This is a genomic window from Labrys sp. ALF-8 (genome assembly GCF_059699065.1).
In genome coordinates this window covers 2,723,248-2,738,041 of the sequence record NZ_AP048537.1, presented here as the reverse complement: position 1 = coordinate 2,738,041, position 14,794 = coordinate 2,723,248, and the positions used below count along the sequence as shown (strand labels likewise).

Here is a 14,794-nt window from a genome sequence, read left to right as displayed (position 1 = left end):
GCGGGGTTTCATGGAGCAATAACCTGTCACGACCCTTGGGCTTGATGACCGTGACGGCCGCCTGTCTCAGGCGGGCTTTACGAAAAGTTCGAGCTTCTTGTAATGCTCGGCGAGAAGGTAATAGACCGTAACGCGGGATTTCGTCGTATCCGCCTTCATCTTCTGGACGACCGCGGAAACCTCTGCGTCAAGCTTGCTGTCGGATTCCGTCAGTGCGAGCTTCTTCTTGAGGAAACTGTCACGCACGCGGGCGAGTTCAGCCGGATCGGTTCCGGCCACGAGCGAGGAATCGCGGTTGCGCAGGGCGATGCCGAGATGTTTCACGATGCCGGCGACGGCAGCTTCATTCACACTGGACGTGTATTTCTTGATGTCGGTCACATAGGTTGCCAAGTCAGCCATCGGCGTCGAGTCCTCCCAAAGCACAATCGATCAGACACAGTTGCTCGCAAGGTGAAACAAGCGGAGAATATAAGGGCACGAAATCCCCGCCTGCGCTACCGATATTTACGTCCTTCCTTACGGAAGTCTGCCCGGTCGCATTGCAAATTTGCTCATTGGCGCTTGGATTCGATGGCATCCCAGATCTGGGCGGCAAGATCAGGCCCGCCGAGGCGCTTGATTGCACGCAGCCCTGTCGGAGAAGTAACGTTGATCTCGGTAAGATGACCATCGATTACGTCGATGCCGGTGAAGATCAGCCCTTTCTCGCGCAAGGCAGGGCCGATTCGCTCGCAGATCTCGATCTCCCGCCGGCTCAGGTCCGTCGGCATCGCCGCGCCGCCGCGCACCATGTTGGAGCGGATGTCGCCCGGCTGCGGAACCCGGTTGACGGCGCCCGCCGCCACGCCGTCGACCAGGATGATACGCTTGTCGCCCTCCGACACCTGCGGCAGGAAATGCTGGACGACCCACGGCTCGCGCGACATCGAGGCGAAGAGGTCGTAGAGCGAGCCGAAGTTCGGATCCTGCGTGGCCACCTTGAACACGGCCGCCCCGCCATTGCCGTAGAGCGGCTTCATGACGATGTCGCCATGCTCGGCACGGAAAGCCTCTATCTCGCCCTTGTCGCGGGTGATCAGGGTCGCGGGCATGAGATCCGGGAATTCCGTGACGAAGATCTTCTCGGGCGCATTGCGGACATGGAACGGATCGTTCACCACGAGGGTCTTGGGGTGGATGCGCTCCAGGATGTGGGTCGTGGTGACGTAGCCCATGTCGAAGGGCGGATCCTGGCGCAGCAGCACGACGTCGAAGGTGGACAGATCGGTGCGGGCCGGGGCGCCGGACCTGACGTGATCGCCCTCGACGTCCTGGACGGTAACGGGTTTGGTGATGGCGGAAACCGTGCCGTTCCTCTGGGACAGCGTGTCGGGCGTGTAGACGGAAAGCGCGTAGCCGCGCGCCTGCGCCTCGAGCATCAGGGCGAATGTGGAATCGCCCTTGATGTTGATGCGCTCGATCGGATCCATCTGCACGGCGACATTGAGCTTCATCGGGCAATTTCCTTGAATGCTGGAAAGAAGGGACTGGTCGTAGATAGAGGTCAGGAACGGACTGGAACAGACGCCCGCCGCGCGGGACCGGAAAAAAGGAAGACGAGCAGCGCACATATGCCCGTCGCCGCGATGGCGACCGGCAGCGGCAGCGCGCTTGCCCCGAGGAAGTGGCCGACCGCAGCGCCGATCAGCGCGCCGCCCAGCATCTGGACGAAGCCGCAGAAGGAGGAAGCGCTGCCGGCCCGGTCCGGGAAGGGCATCAGCGCGCCCGCCATGGCCTGCGGCATCACGAGGCCGACGCCGAAGAGATAGAACATCATCGGCACCACCACTTCGGCAGGATGGCCGCTGCCCAGCAGCACGAAAGCCAGCATGGCGAGGCCTCCGGCGGCCAGGCATGCCACGCCCACGGCGATCGTCCTGTCGATGCCGACGCGCGGGACGAGGCGTTGGGCGGTGAGCGTGCCGCCGATATAGCCGATCACACCGATGGCGAATGCAAGGCCGAACGCAACCTCGCTGAGCCGATAGATGCCCTGCAGCACGAAGCTCGAACCGGAGATGTAGGCAAACAGCCCGCCATAGGCCAAGGCCATCATGGCGAGATAGGCCACGAAGCCGCGATTGGCGGTCAGGGCAGCAAAGCCTCGGAGAATTCCCAGGGCCGAGATCGGCGCGCGGTTGCGTACCTTCACGGTCTCCGGGAGCTTCCTGGTGATGACGATGCCACCAAAGATGCCGCAGGCGGCGGCGATGGCGAAATGCGCCGGCCAGCCGAAAAAGCGCTGCACATAGCCGCCCATGATCGGTGCCGCCGCGGGGACGAGGCCCATGATCGTACCCATGAGGGCAAGTTCGCGTGCGGCCTTCGGTCCCTCGTAGAGGTCGCGCACGACTGCGCGCGCAAGCACGATGGGGCCGGCCGCCCCGACCGCCTGCAGGAACCGGGCGGCGATCAGCAGATCGATGCTGGGTGCGATCATGCATAGGAGGCTGGCGATGATGAACAGGCAGAGCCCTCCCAGCAGCAATGGCTTGCGGCCATATTTGTCGGAGAAGGGTCCGTAGAAGACCTGGCCGACGGCAAAGCCGAGCAGGAAGGCGGACAGGGTCAGCTGTACCTGCGCCATGTCAGCCCCGAGGGAAAGGCCTATCGCCGGCAGCGAGGGCAGGTACATGTCGGTCGAAAGCGGACCGAGTGCCGTCATCAAGGCAAGCAGCGCCGTCAGGGCGAAGGTGTCGGGGCGCAGCATCGGGGAAACCGCATCGGGAGGGGAAGGGTTTCATACGGCAAGCGCGCACGCAGGGGAAGGCGGCGATTTTCCCCTGCAAAAGTAGCGGCTGGCAATCGGCTACTGCGCCTTCGCGGCGTCGCCGATATAGCCGGCCATCAGTATCTGCCCGCTGGCCGCGGCGCGCAGGGCGAACAGGAAGGGCTTGTCCGCAACGAAGGTGAAGGTCGCCGGCATCGCCAGGCTCCGCGAGGTGATCGCGGTCGCAGCCGCCGCCTCCGTGCCCTTCTCATCGACCGTGAGCGCCACCCTCTGGATGATCTTGTCGATTTTCTGGGGCACGGCGAGGAAGCCGCTGAGCGCATCCGGCGCGCGCACGGCTGGGTCGAGCCCAAGCCTGTCGAGACTCCCGCGCAGATCCTCGCCTGCCTTGATCGACAGGCGAGGCAGCGACACCGTGCCTTCGCTTTCCGTGAACCCCTCGCCCGTCAGCCAGCCCGCCACGGGCGCGAAGTCGGCGAGCGCGGCGGGCTTGTCCCTGGTGGTGAGCAGGATGAGGTCGTAGCCGTCGGTCTTGTAGGGCAGAGCGACGGCTGCGAAATGGTCATCCTGCCGCGAAAGCCAGCGGCCATGCCCACCCTGCATCATCGCCACCTTTGCGTTACCGCCGGTCAGGCGATGGAAATCGGCCTGGCTGGTATGCGAGGGGTCGAACGCCGTTCGCCAGTCGTCCTTGAAATGCAGGGCATTCAGAACCACGAGGCCGCCCTTGGGCAGGGGCTCGTCGATCAGGGTTGGAATCAGGCCCTTGGTGCGCTCCTTCACGAGCGCATTGATGGCGTCGATGGTCTTGGGGTCGGCGAGGCTGCGCACTTCGGCTTGCACGCCCGCCTGCCGGAGCTGGTCGAGCGCCGCCGGCTTGGGCCTGCCATGCGGATCGAGATAGACGGCGCTGATGCCGGTGAGCGGCCCCTCGGCCTTGCTGCCGTCGAGCAGCGGCAGGAGGGAGGCACGCAAGGTCGCGAGATCGCCGCCGTCCTTTACACCATCAAGGCGCAGGGTCTTCACCAGCGCCGCGTGGAACTTGGGGCTGGCCCCGAGATCGAGCGCGGCAAAGGCGGCGGTGAGGCTGGCCGGCGAGACCACCGTATTGGGTCCTGCACCCTTGCTTCTACCTAGCTGGCTGAGGAGATCGAAACCGAGCTGCGCCGATGCCTGCGAGACGGTCGTCGCCGCTGGAGGCGCGGCAGCTTTCCTGGCCTTGGTTGCCGCTTCCGCCCCCGGCACGGCCCAGGGCAGCATGGCGAGTACGCCCAATGCCAACAACCTCCGCCTGGACACCCTCTGCCCCAAAACCCGGCCCATGCTCAACTCCTCGGCGGGCACACATGCCCGCTGCCACCCCTGATAGCGATCATGGCATGATTGCACTGTACCGTGGAGCACAATCGTATCGAGGGCTTCGGGCGCGCGGGCATCCTGCCTGTCCTCCCCGGAACGGCGGCATCGCGCAGATATGGCGGTGCACAATCACCTTTCCCCAACCGAACGGCCTCGCTATAAGGCGCCGTTACTCGGCCAGTTGAGGTAAGCCATGCGCAGCGCGTCGATCGAGCGCATCACCAATGAAACGTCCGTCTCCGTGTCCGTCTCGCTCGACGGCACGGGCAGGCACGACATCGCCACGGGCGTGGGTTTCTTCGACCATATGCTGGACCAGCTGGCGCGCCATTCCCTGATCGACATCACAGTGCGAGCCAAGGGCGACCTGCACATCGACGACCATCACGCCGTCGAGGACACTGGCATTGCGCTAGGCCAGGCCGTCCGCAAGGCCCTGGGCGATCTCAAGGGCGTAACGCGCTATGCCGATGCCTATCTGCCGATGGACGAGGCGCTGTCGCGCTGCGCCGTCGACATATCCGGCCGGCCCTTCCTGGTATTCAAAGTCGAATTCCCGCGCGAGAAGATCGGCACGTTCGACACCGAACTGGTGCGCGAATGGTTCCAGGCCTTCGCGATGAATGCCGGAATGACGCTGCATATCGAGAATCTCTACGGGGCCAACGCGCACCACATCGCAGAGAGCTGTTTCAAGGCTCTGGCTCGTGCGCTGCGCGGCGCCATTGCCATCGATCCGCGCATGGCCGGAGAACTGCCGACCACCAAGGGCAAGCTTGGATGAGGCCGAAAATGGTCAGATGGGAGCAGCATTGCACCGGCCAGCACCTTCGCATCGGCAGGCTGTGCGACACTGCAGCAGACCATTTTTCATCTCACCCCGGAGGAGCGATCTAATGGCGAGCTGGTATGTCTTCGAGCCTGCCGCGACGGTGCCGGACACGGTCGATGCCGCCAGGAAGGCCGTTTTCGTCAAGGACGGCTTCAGCATCGGCGCCTTCCTGTTCGGCCCGCTCTGGCTGCTCTGGCGACGGATGTGGCTCGTCTTCCTGTTCTGGCTGTTGGCCGAAATCGTGCTGCTCCTGATTGCGCGGGCACTGCATTTCGACGAACGCCTGCAGGGTATCGTGTCGCTCCTGTTCAGCATCTGCGTTTCCCTGGAGGCCAACGCCCTCCGGGCGTGGACGCTGCGCCGCAAGAGCTGGCGCTTCATGGGTATCGCGGTGGGCCACAAGCTCGACGAGGCCGAGCAGCGCCATTTTGCCACCCGCACCATCATCGAGCCGCAAAGGCCCACGCCGCCGCCGGCACGCTCCCTGCCGCCCGGTCCGACTCGGCCCCATGAAGGACATGGCGGCGTGCTCGGCGTATTTCCCGAACCGCAGGGGATGCGGCCATGATCGCTGCGATTATCGACTACGGCTCAGGCAATCTGCACTCGGCGCAGAAGGCGTTCGAGCGTGCCGCCGCCGATGCCGGCCTGGCGACCGCGATCCACGTCACCGACGATCCGGCCCTGGTGGCCAGAGCCGATCACATCGTCCTGCCGGGTGTGGGCGCCTATGCCGACTGCAAGCGGGGCCTGTCTGCCGTTCCAGGCATGATCGAGGCTCTCAACGACACGGTGATCGCTCGTGGCCGGCCCTTTCTCGGCATCTGCGTCGGCATGCAGTTGATGGCCGAGCGCGGTCTCGAATTCGAGACCACCGAGGGGCTCGGCTGGATCGGTGGCGACGTCAAGGCCATCGAACCCGAGGATGCCGCCTTCAAGGTTCCTCATATGGGGTGGAACACGCTGGCCGTCTCGCGCAGCCACGACCTGTTGAAGGGCATCCCGACCGGACCCTCCGGCCTGCATGCCTATTTCGTCCACTCCTACCACCTTGCGGCGACCGAACGCGGCAGCGTGATCGCGGAGGCCGACTATGGCGGCCCGGTTACGGCCATGGTCGGCCGGGCCAACATGGTGGGTACCCAGTTTCATCCCGAGAAGAGCCAGACGCTGGGTCTGGCCCTGATCGCCAATTTCCTCCGGTGGCGCCCGTGATCCTCTTTCCCGCAATCGATCTCAAGGAAGGGCGCTGCGTGCGCCTGATCCAGGGGGACATGGCGCAGGCCACCGTCTTCAACGACGATCCGGCCGAACAGGCGATCGCCTTCGAGGAGATGGGCTTCACGGATCTCCACGTCGTCGATCTCGACGGCGCCTTCGCCGGCAAGCCGATGAATTCGGCCGCCGTCGAGCGCATCCTCGCCGCCTGCACCATGCGCGTACAGCTGGGCGGTGGCATCCGCGACATGGTGACGGTCTCCGGATGGCTCGACAAGGGCATCGGCCGAGTGATCATCGGCACGGCCGCCGTGCGCGACCCCGCCTTCGTGAAGGAGGCCGCCAGGGCCTTCCCGGGCAAGATCGCCGTCGGCCTCGATGCCCGCGACGGGCTGGTTGCCGTCGAGGGCTGGGCCGAGGTCTCGACCATCACCGCCGAGGAGATCGCGAAGCGCTTCGAGGACGCGGGCGTTTCCGCCATCATCTATACCAACATCGCTCGCGACGGCATGCTCAAGGGCATCGACTGGGAGGGCACGCTCGCGCTTGCCCGGGCGGTCAGCATTCCGGTCATCGCCTCTGGCGGCCTCGCATCGATCGCGGACGTCGAACGCATGATGCAGCCCGACGCAGCCCTTCTCGAGGGCGCCATCGCCGGTCGCGCGCTCTATGACCACCGCCTCGATCCGCAGGAGGCGCTGGCCCTACTGAAGAGGGCAGCCTGATGGCTGCGTGGCAGCACGGAACCGCCGCCCCTCCGCCTCGAGGACAGGGTGAAAAGCCCAGATGATTTTCCGCAACAATTCTGTCATGGTGCGGCGCAACAGCCCCGGCTGTCCCGCATTCGGTTCAAAGTCCCGATGCTCAAAGCGCGTGTAATTCCCTGTCTCGACGTCAAGGACGGCCGTGTCGTCAAGGGCGTGAATTTCGTCGATCTTCGTGATGCTGGCGATCCGGTGGAGAGTGCCCGCGCCTATGACGCGGCCGGTGCCGACGAGCTCTGCTTCCTCGATATCGCCGCGACCCATGAGAAGCGCGGCATCCTGCTCGATGTTGTACGTCGCACGGCCGAAGCCTGCTTCATGCCGCTGACCGTGGGCGGCGGCGTGCGCGCCGTCGATGACATACGCCAGCTCCTGCTGGCCGGTGCAGACAAGGTCTCCATCAACTCGGCCGCCGTCGCCGACCGGCAGTTCGTGGCCCGTGCCGCGGAGAAGTTCGGCCAGCAATGCATCGTCGTCGCCATCGACGCCAAAAAGGTGTCGGCGCCGGGAATGAACGATCGCTGGGAGATCTTCACCCATGGCGGAAGGCGCGAGACGGGCATCGACGCGGTCGAGTTCGCGCGCGAGGTCGTCGCCCTGGGGGCCGGCGAATTGCTGCTCACCTCGATGGACCGGGACGGCACCAAGGCCGGCTTCGACATCCAGCTCACGCGAACCATCGCGGATGCGGTGAGCGTGCCGGTGATCGCATCCGGTGGCGTCGGCACGCTCGAACATCTCGTCGAAGGCGTGCGGGACGGCCATGCCAGCGCCGTACTGGCCGCCTCCATCTTCCACTTCGGCACTTTCTCCATCCGCGAGGCCAAGACCTACATGGCCCATGCCGGCCTGCCGATGCGGCTCGACGGCCTCGATACGAACGGGCTGGCGGCATGAGCTCTTTCCGGCAATGTCTTCAGGACACTCTGGCGCCGACCTCGCCGTCGTGCATCCTTAACCCGAGGCGACTGCCGCGATGAGCTTCTCGCTTGACGATCTTGAAACCCGCGTGGCCGAGCGCGCAAAGGCGCCGCCGGAAGAATCCTGGACCGCCCGGCTCCTGGCGGGGGGCCCGCCTCGCGCGGCCAAGAAATTCGGCGAGGAGGCAGTCGAGCTGGTGATCGCCCTCGCCGAGGGCGACAAGGGGCCGATCGTGGCCGAAGCCGCGGATGTGCTCTATCATCTGCTCGTGGGGTTGCATTCGCGCAACGTCCATCTCGCCGAGGTGATGCTGGAACTCGAGAAGCGCACCGCCCAGTCCGGCCTCGCCGAAAAGGCGGCCAGGCCCAAATGACGGTGGCGTTCAGTCAGGGACAAGCATTGGCAATGGATCAGCTCGTGAAGTCGACCGTGTCGCCCTACTCCGTCTTTACGCGCAGCGAATGGGCCAAGCTGCGCGCTGACACGCCGATGACGCTGACCGCTGCCGAGCTCGACCGTCTGCGCGCCCTCAACGACCCTGTCTCGCTGGTGGACGTCGAGGAAATCTACCTGCCGCTCTCGCGCCTGCTTTCGCTGTATGTCGCCGCCACGCAGGGCCTGCATCGCGCCACGCAGCGCTTCCTGGGTACGCATGAGCGCAAGGTCCCCTATCTCATCGGCGTCGCCGGCTCGGTCGCGGTGGGCAAGTCGACCACCGCCCGCGTGCTGAGGCAATTGCTGACCCGCTGGCCGAATACGCCGAAGGTCGATCTCATCACCACCGACGGCTTCCTCTTTCCCAACGCCTTCCTCCGCGAAAACGGGCTGATGGAGCGAAAGGGTTTCCCGGAGAGCTACGACACACAGCGCCTGCTGCGCTTCCTCGCCGACATCAAGGCCGGCCAGGCCAAGGTCACCGCGCCGGTCTACTCCCATCTCGTCTACGACGTCGTGCCCGGCGAGATCGTCACGGTGGACCAGCCCGACATCCTCATCGTGGAAGGGCTGAACGTATTGCAGCCGGCGCGGCTTCCCCGCGACGGCAAAGCAGTCCCCTTCGTCTCGGACTTCTTCGACTTCGCCGTCTATCTCGATGCCGAGGAAGCCTTGCTGCGCCGCTGGTATGTCGAGCGCTTCATGACGCTGCGCGAAACCGCCTTCAGAAACCCACTCTCCTTCTTTCGCAAATATGCCGATCTCACCGAAGCGGAGGCGCTGGAGACGGCCTTGGGCCTATGGGGCCGCATCAATCAGCCCAACCTGATCGAGAACATCCTGCCCACCCGCCCGCGCGCGGACCTGATCCTGCGCAAGGGCAACAGCCACGGCATCGAACAGGTCTCCCTGCGCAAGCTGTGAGCCACCGCCTGTGACTCACATCAAAACGGCACAAAACCGTAACACCTCTGAAATATAACGCAGGCAGTTGAATGCCTGCGTCGGCTTCCTTGCCGGCATGTCTTGCGGTTTCGGAAGGTGCCTGAATGAAGGGGTTGCGCTGCCTCGTCCTGATCGCCAGCCTCATCATCTGCGCCGCACTGCTGTTCGGTCTCCTGCCCGCCATCGACCTTGACGTCACCCTGCCTTTCGCTGCCGACGGCTTCCTGCTCAAGTCGAGTGCGCTTGCGGTCACGCTGCGCCAGATCGGACAGTGGCTGCCGCTGATCGTCTTCCTCGCCTGTCTTCTGGCGCTTGCGGCCCCCTTGGCCGATCCCCGCCGGCGCAGCGGCCTGGACGCCCGGTGCCTCGCCGCCATTCTGCTGACCTTCGCGCTCGGTCCGGGCCTTCTCGTCAATGTCGTGCTCAAGGAGCACTGGCACCGCCCTCGCCCTGTCCAGGTAAGCGAGTTCGGCGGTACCGGCGCGTTCAAGCCCTGGTGGGACAGGTCGGGCGGCTGCCGCACCAACTGCTCCTTCGCCTCCGGCGAAGTCGCCGCTGCAACCGCCGCCGCCGGCATCGTCGTTCTGGTCCCGGCCGCCTACGCGGCTTCTGCCGTCATCCTCGGCATAGTCTTCACCCTGATCGTGGCCTATCTCCGCCTCGCCTTCGGCGGCCATTTCCTGTCGGACATCGTCTTCGCGGTGCTGCTGACGCAATTCGTCGCGGCCTCGTTCATGACGCTCTTTCATAGCCGGCGCTGGCGCTATGGCCGCGAAGGGGTCCTGGAACAGGATATCAGGCAACTCGCCTTCAGCCTACATGCCCGGTTGCCGTGGCTGCAGCGGCATCCGCGCTGGCTGGTGCGCCCGGCTCGGTCCGCACTCGACACGCCGTCCTTCTCCCCGACGCTCGGCAGCGTCACCGTGGTCGGCTGGGAACGGGCGGACGAGCCGGCGGTCATTTACGGGCGCTGAGCCTTGTTTTGTGACGCCGGCTGGCTATAGTCGCGCGCGATTTTCCCCCGCCGGATTTCTTCCGGCGAAATTCCACGTTAAGGCGCCTCGATGTCCAAAACTGTCAAGAAGGTGGTGCTTGCCTATTCCGGCGGCCTCGACACCTCCATCATCCTGAAATGGCTGCAGACCACCTACAACTGCGAAGTCGTGACCTTCACCGCCGATCTCGGCCAGGGCGAAGAACTGGAGCCGGCGCGCCAGAAGGCGCTGCTGCTCGGCATCAAGCCGGAAAACATCTTCATCGAGGACGTGCGCGAGGAATTCGTGCGCGACTACGTCTTCCCGATGTTCCGTGCCAATGCCCAGTATGAAGGCGTCTACCTGCTCGGCACCTCCATCGCGCGCCCGCTGATCGCCAAGAAGCAGATCGAGATCGCCGAGAAGGTCGGCGCCGACGCCGTCTGCCACGGCGCCACCGGCAAGGGCAACGACCAGGTGCGCTTCGAGTTGGGCTACTATGCCCTAAAGCCCGACGTCACCATCATTGCCCCTTGGCGCGAATGGGACCTGCGTTCGCGCGAGGCGCTGATCAAGTTCGCCGAGGAAAACCAGATCCCGATCGCGAAGGACAAGCGCGGCGAGGCTCCGTTCTCCGTCGACGCCAACCTGCTGCACTGCTCCTCCGAGGGCAAGGTGCTGGAGGATCCGGCGGTGGAAGTGCCGGACTACGTCTATTCGCGCACCGTCGACCCGGAGAAGGCGCCGGATACCCCGACCGTCGTCACCATCGACTTCGAGAAGGGCGACGCGGTCGCCATCGACGGCGTTAAGATGAGCCCGGCCACCCTGCTCGCCAAGCTCAACGAGCTCGGCCGCATCAACGGCATCGGCCGCCTCGATCTCGTCGAGAACCGCTATGTCGGCATGAAGTCGCGCGGCATGTACGAGACGCCCGGCGGCACCATCCTGCTGCCCGCCCACCGCGCCATCGAGAGCATCACCCTCGACCGCGGCGCCGCGCATCTCAAGGACGAGCTCATGCCGAAATATGCCGAGCTCATCTATAACGGCTTCTGGTTCTCGCCGGAGCGGGAGATGCTGCAGGCTTTGATCGACAAGAGCCAGGAAACGGTGACGGGCAGCGTACGGCTCAAGCTCTACAAGGGCGGCGTGCACGTCATCGGCCGCGAGAGCCCCTATTCGCTCTACAGCCAGGATCTCGTCACTTTCGAGGAAGGCGCCGTGGCCTACGACCATCGCGACGCCGCCGGCTTCATCAAGCTCAACGCGCTGCGCCTGCGCACGCTCGGGAGCCGCAAGCGCAAGCTCGGCGTCTGACGCCGACTCCGCCACCGGTATTCGTAATACCAGGGCCCTTTCCGCCTGCCGGAAGGGGCCTTTTTCTTTGCCTTCGGGCCGGCGGGGTCGTCGCCCCGATCAAGCGGGCTCGAGGAAAACGCCGGCAGACGATGCGACAGCATAACTTACTCATTTATCGTGCGCCGCAACATGAAATACCGCAATGCATTAAGTACTTTGAATTGCATAATTCTTGAATATCTAATTCAGACCAAAATGTTAAGTCCAAACGATTTAAAAACTACTTATTGAAAACTTGTCGGAGGATTGCAATAGTTCGATCCGTTGGTCACCAGGTGATCGGAACACGAGCAAGGCAATCCCATGATCAGGAAACTCGTCCTGCTATTCACTGGCGCCGTTATGGCGCTGGCGGCGACGCTCTCCCTAGCGCAGGCCGCGCCCAAGACCTTCTACTGGATATCGCATGGCGGCCCTGCCGATCCGGTCTGGACCTACTTCCTGGCCGGCGCCAAGCAGTGGGCGGCCGACACCGGCAACACGGTGAACACCTCCTTCCACTCCAACGACGTCGCCTCGCAGCAGGAGGCCTTCCGGGCCGCCATCGCGGCCGGCGCCGCGGGTATCGTCACCACCAGCCCGGATCCCGGGAGCCTCGGCAAGATCGTCGAGGAGGCGCACGCCAAGAAAATCCCCGTGATCAACTTCAACACGCCCGATCCGACGGCCGGCTTCGATGCCTATGTCGGCGGCGACAACGTCAAGTTCGGGACGGCCTGGGCGCAATATCTGGTCGACCACAAGCTGGTGAAGTCGGGCGATTTCGTCTGGCTGCCGGTCGAGGTACCGGGCGCAACCTATGGCGTACAGGAGGAGCAGGGTATCTCCAGCGTGTTCAAGCCCCTGAACATCACCTGGGAAGTCACGGAGACCACGCTCGACCAGGCCGAGGTCATCAGCCGCATGAGCGACTACCTCACAACCAACCGCAAGAAGATCAAGGCGATCATCGGCCTGGGTGACCTCGCCACCGGCAGCATCAAGCGCGTGTTCGACCAGGTTGGCGTCAAGCCGGGCGACATCCCCGTCGTCGGCTGGGGCAACTCGCTCGATACCACGCAGGAAGTGCTCAACGGTTACGTCAACGCCGCTCAATGGCAGGATCCGCAAGCCACCAGCTATATCGGCTTGTCGATGGCGAACATGGCCGCAAGCGGCATTCGCCCCGGCTTCAACGTCATCACCGGCGCGCTCTACGAAAAGAACACCGCGCAGTCCTACGACGACATCCTGAGCGGAAAGAAATAGTTTTCGAAAGGGGCGCTCAGCTTCGGCGAGCGCCCCTTTTCCATTGATATTTTGTCCCTTGTCCCCTGGCCTAGGATATCACGTGGAACAGCGTTCATTGCTCCAGCGAGCGATAGCCCGCCCGGAATTCGGGCCCTTCGTGCTCCTCATCCTCGAACTCATCGTCTTCACCGCCATCAATCCCGACTTCCTGTCGGCCGACAACATCAGCAACATCCTGGCCTTCACCGTCGAGCTTGGGCTGATCGCCCTGGCCATGACCCTGTTGATGACGTCGGGCGAATTCGACCTGTCCGTCGGTTCACTGTTCGGCTTCTCACCCGTGCTGATGTGGACTCTCTACAACAGCGGCGCGACCTCGTTGGGCATCGCCTTCATGGTCGCCCTCGTGGTCGCCGCCCTGATCGGCCTGGTCAACGGGCTGTTCGTAACCCGGCTGAAGATCCCATCCTTCCTCGTGACCCTGGGCATGCTTCTCGTGGTACGCGGCACGGCCCTCTTCGTCACCAACGGCTTTCCCCAGCGCACCTGGAATGCGGGCGACCTGCCGCTTGCCAACATCCTGGTCGGAACATTCTATATCGGTGGTTTCCGGGTCTACATGTCGCTGTTCTGGTTCGCCCTTGCCGCCATCGCGCTCGGCTATATCCTGACCCAGACCAAGGCCGGCAACTGGATCCAGGCTTCGGGCGGCAATCCGCTCGCCGCGCGGGCGCGCGGCGTCAACGTGGAACGCACCAAGATCTGTCTCTTCATCCTGTGCTCGGTGCTGGCGACGCTTGCCGGCGTGATCTCCTCGATCCGCACGTCCTCGGCCAATCCCAATTCGGGCACCGGCTATGAACTGGAAGTGATCGCCATGGTGGTGATCGGAGGCACGGCACTCACGGGTGGGCGCGGCACCATCATCGGCACCGTGCTCGGCATCTTCATCCTGCGAGTGATGCGCAACGGCATCGTCCTGATCGGTGTGCCGGGCCTTGCCTACAATATCTTCATCGGGGCGATTATCCTCGGCATGATGGCGCTGCATTCATGGCTGGACCGCCGGCACCAGGAAGGGACGTGAGCCAATGATCGCAGATTCGGCCGAAGAACTCGTCCGCATGCAGCACATCGCCAAGTCCTATGGTCGCATCCGCGCCATCGAGGACGTGACGCTGACGGTGAAGAGGCGGGAGATCGTCGGGCTGCTGGGCGACAACGGTGCCGGCAAGTCGACACTGATCAAGATCCTGTCGGGGGCGGTGCCGGCCACCTCCGGCGAGATCTACATCCGTGGCCGGAAGGTGGACATGCGCTCCACCACCGATGCCATCGCGCAGGGCATCGAGACGATCTATCAGGACTCCGCACTGGTGCCCCAGCTTTCCATTGCCCGGAACCTCTTTCTGGGCCGCGAACCGATCAGGGGCCCGCGCTTCCTCAATCGCCTGGACCACGACAAGATGAGCGAAGTGGCCCGTGCCCTCCTGCGGAAGGTCGGCATCACCAAGAACATCTCGCCCTCCACGCCGATCGGCTCCCTCTCGGGCGGCGAGCGGCAGGCCGTGGCCATCGCGCGGGCCATGCATTTCGACAGCGACCTCATCATCCTCGACGAGCCCACCAACAATCTCGGGGTGGCGGAAACGCAGGGCGTGCTCAACTTCGTACGCAATGCCCGCGATTCCGGCCATTCCTGCATCTTCATCGCCCACAACATCCATCACGTCTTCCAGGTGGTCGACCGCATCGTGGTGATGCGCCGCGGACGCGTCGTCGCCGACGATATCGATCCGAAAAAGACCACGGTCGAAGCGGTGGAGCGGGTGATCACGGGAATGGATCACTGAAGGCGCAATTGAAGCCTACCTCCCTTCGGCGTTCACCTTTCGGCACCTCCCGCCTCCCGCTACACAAATTTTGGTACCTGACAATCTCGCGGCAGCGTTTAAAAGAGGCTCGGAATGTCAGGAGCCCC

General features: G+C 64.1%; 16 protein-coding genes. 12 read left to right on the top strand and 4 right to left on the bottom strand.

The window, feature by feature from the left end; all coding sequences use genetic code 11:
- Positions 1-66 precede the first annotated feature (66 nt).
- From AC6H34_RS12625 to AC6H34_RS12610, 4 genes are all read right to left on the bottom strand, one after another.
- Positions 67-393 carry a DUF2853 family protein gene (locus AC6H34_RS12625; protein WP_497539885.1) on the bottom strand — a complete coding sequence of 109 codons (327 nt, stop codon included), beginning with the start codon at positions 391-393 and terminating at the stop codon, positions 67-69.
- A gap of 161 nt (positions 394-554) precedes the next feature.
- Positions 555-1,496, bottom strand: a complete 942-nt coding sequence (gene gshB / locus AC6H34_RS12620) for a glutathione synthase (protein WP_497539032.1) — start codon at positions 1,494-1,496, stop codon at positions 555-557.
- A gap of 50 nt (positions 1,497-1,546) precedes the next feature.
- Positions 1,547-2,752: a multidrug effflux MFS transporter gene (locus AC6H34_RS12615; protein ID WP_497539031.1), complete on the bottom strand. Its 1,206-nt coding sequence runs from the start codon at positions 2,750-2,752 to the stop codon at positions 1,547-1,549.
- A 99-nt stretch (positions 2,753-2,851) separates the two neighbouring features.
- On the bottom strand, positions 2,852-4,054 hold the full coding sequence (locus tag AC6H34_RS12610; protein ID WP_497539030.1) for a serpin family protein: 1,203 nt from the start codon (positions 4,052-4,054) through the stop codon (positions 2,852-2,854).
- 271 nt (positions 4,055-4,325) lie between these two features.
- On the opposite strand from AC6H34_RS12610, the gene hisB reads away from it, so the two are divergent.
- From hisB to AC6H34_RS12550, 12 genes are all read left to right on the top strand, one after another.
- Complete coding sequence (gene hisB / locus AC6H34_RS12605) at positions 4,326-4,916, top strand: imidazoleglycerol-phosphate dehydratase HisB (RefSeq protein ID WP_497539029.1); 591 nt, start codon at positions 4,326-4,328, stop codon at positions 4,914-4,916.
- Between the two features lie 112 nt (positions 4,917-5,028).
- Positions 5,029-5,532 (top strand): DUF2628 domain-containing protein, encoded by a 504-nt coding sequence (locus AC6H34_RS12600; protein WP_497539028.1) that lies wholly within the window; start codon positions 5,029-5,031, stop codon positions 5,530-5,532.
- Entirely contained in the window at positions 5,529-6,179 is a 651-nt protein-coding gene (gene hisH, locus AC6H34_RS12595; protein WP_448149644.1) for an imidazole glycerol phosphate synthase subunit HisH, read from the top strand. The genes AC6H34_RS12600 and hisH overlap by 4 nt, the downstream gene beginning before the upstream one ends.
- On the top strand, positions 6,167-6,907 hold the full coding sequence (hisA, locus tag AC6H34_RS12590; RefSeq protein ID WP_448149645.1) for a 1-(5-phosphoribosyl)-5-[(5-phosphoribosylamino)methylideneamino]imidazole-4-carboxamide isomerase: 741 nt from the start codon (positions 6,167-6,169) through the stop codon (positions 6,905-6,907). The genes hisH and hisA overlap by 13 nt, the downstream gene beginning before the upstream one ends.
- A 135-nt stretch (positions 6,908-7,042) precedes the next feature.
- A complete protein-coding gene (hisF, locus tag AC6H34_RS12585; protein ID WP_448149646.1) occupies positions 7,043-7,843 on the top strand; it encodes an imidazole glycerol phosphate synthase subunit HisF in 801 nt (266 codons plus the stop codon).
- Between the two features lie 79 nt (positions 7,844-7,922).
- Positions 7,923-8,240, top strand: a complete 318-nt coding sequence (locus AC6H34_RS12580; protein ID WP_448149647.1) for a phosphoribosyl-ATP diphosphatase — start codon at positions 7,923-7,925, stop codon at positions 8,238-8,240.
- Between the two features lie 32 nt (positions 8,241-8,272).
- On the top strand, positions 8,273-9,226 hold the full coding sequence (gene coaA, locus AC6H34_RS12575; protein ID WP_448149648.1) for a type I pantothenate kinase: 954 nt from the start codon (positions 8,273-8,275) through the stop codon (positions 9,224-9,226).
- 125 nt (positions 9,227-9,351) lie between these two features.
- Positions 9,352-10,221 carry a phosphatase PAP2 family protein gene (locus AC6H34_RS12570; protein ID WP_497539027.1) on the top strand — a complete coding sequence of 290 codons (870 nt, stop codon included), beginning with the start codon at positions 9,352-9,354 and terminating at the stop codon, positions 10,219-10,221.
- Between the two features lie 90 nt (positions 10,222-10,311).
- Positions 10,312-11,541 carry an argininosuccinate synthase gene (locus AC6H34_RS12565; protein WP_497539026.1) on the top strand — a complete coding sequence of 410 codons (1,230 nt, stop codon included), beginning with the start codon at positions 10,312-10,314 and terminating at the stop codon, positions 11,539-11,541.
- 384 nt (positions 11,542-11,925) lie between these two features.
- Positions 11,926-12,831 (top strand): substrate-binding domain-containing protein, encoded by a 906-nt coding sequence (locus AC6H34_RS12560; RefSeq protein ID WP_497539884.1) that lies wholly within the window; start codon positions 11,926-11,928, stop codon positions 12,829-12,831.
- 82 nt (positions 12,832-12,913) lie between these two features.
- The gene (locus AC6H34_RS12555) at positions 12,914-13,900 is read left to right on the top strand and encodes an ABC transporter permease (RefSeq protein ID WP_497539025.1); all 987 of its coding nucleotides are present in this window, start codon (positions 12,914-12,916) and stop codon (positions 13,898-13,900) included.
- A 4-nt stretch (positions 13,901-13,904) separates the two neighbouring features.
- Positions 13,905-14,666 carry an ATP-binding cassette domain-containing protein gene (locus AC6H34_RS12550; protein ID WP_497539024.1) on the top strand — a complete coding sequence of 254 codons (762 nt, stop codon included), beginning with the start codon at positions 13,905-13,907 and terminating at the stop codon, positions 14,664-14,666.
- The last annotated feature ends 128 nt before the right edge of the window (positions 14,667-14,794 follow it).

What these genes read in the sequence shown, in the direction of transcription:
- AC6H34_RS12560 (WP_497539884.1), top strand. Translation starts at nt 11,926, where the DNA reads ATGGCGCTGGCGGCGACGCTCTCCCTAGCGCAGGCCGCGCCCAAGACC.
- gshB (WP_497539032.1), bottom strand. Translation starts at nt 1,496, where the DNA reads ATGAAGCTCAATGTCGCCGTGCAGATGGATCCGATCGAGCGCATCAAC.
- AC6H34_RS12600 (WP_497539028.1), top strand. Translation starts at nt 5,029, where the DNA reads ATGGCGAGCTGGTATGTCTTCGAGCCTGCCGCGACGGTGCCGGACACG.
- hisH (WP_448149644.1), top strand. Translation starts at nt 5,529, where the DNA reads ATGATCGCTGCGATTATCGACTACGGCTCAGGCAATCTGCACTCGGCG.
- coaA (WP_448149648.1), top strand. Translation starts at nt 8,273, where the DNA reads ATGGATCAGCTCGTGAAGTCGACCGTGTCGCCCTACTCCGTCTTTACG.
- hisF (WP_448149646.1), top strand. Translation starts at nt 7,043, where the DNA reads ATGCTCAAAGCGCGTGTAATTCCCTGTCTCGACGTCAAGGACGGCCGT.
- AC6H34_RS12570 (WP_497539027.1), top strand. Translation starts at nt 9,352, where the DNA reads ATGAAGGGGTTGCGCTGCCTCGTCCTGATCGCCAGCCTCATCATCTGC.
- AC6H34_RS12580 (WP_448149647.1), top strand. Translation starts at nt 7,923, where the DNA reads ATGAGCTTCTCGCTTGACGATCTTGAAACCCGCGTGGCCGAGCGCGCA.
- hisB (WP_497539029.1), top strand. Translation starts at nt 4,326, where the DNA reads ATGCGCAGCGCGTCGATCGAGCGCATCACCAATGAAACGTCCGTCTCC.
- AC6H34_RS12565 (WP_497539026.1), top strand. Translation starts at nt 10,312, where the DNA reads ATGTCCAAAACTGTCAAGAAGGTGGTGCTTGCCTATTCCGGCGGCCTC.
- AC6H34_RS12615 (WP_497539031.1), bottom strand. Translation starts at nt 2,752, where the DNA reads ATGCTGCGCCCCGACACCTTCGCCCTGACGGCGCTGCTTGCCTTGATG.
- AC6H34_RS12550 (WP_497539024.1), top strand. Translation starts at nt 13,905, where the DNA reads ATGATCGCAGATTCGGCCGAAGAACTCGTCCGCATGCAGCACATCGCC.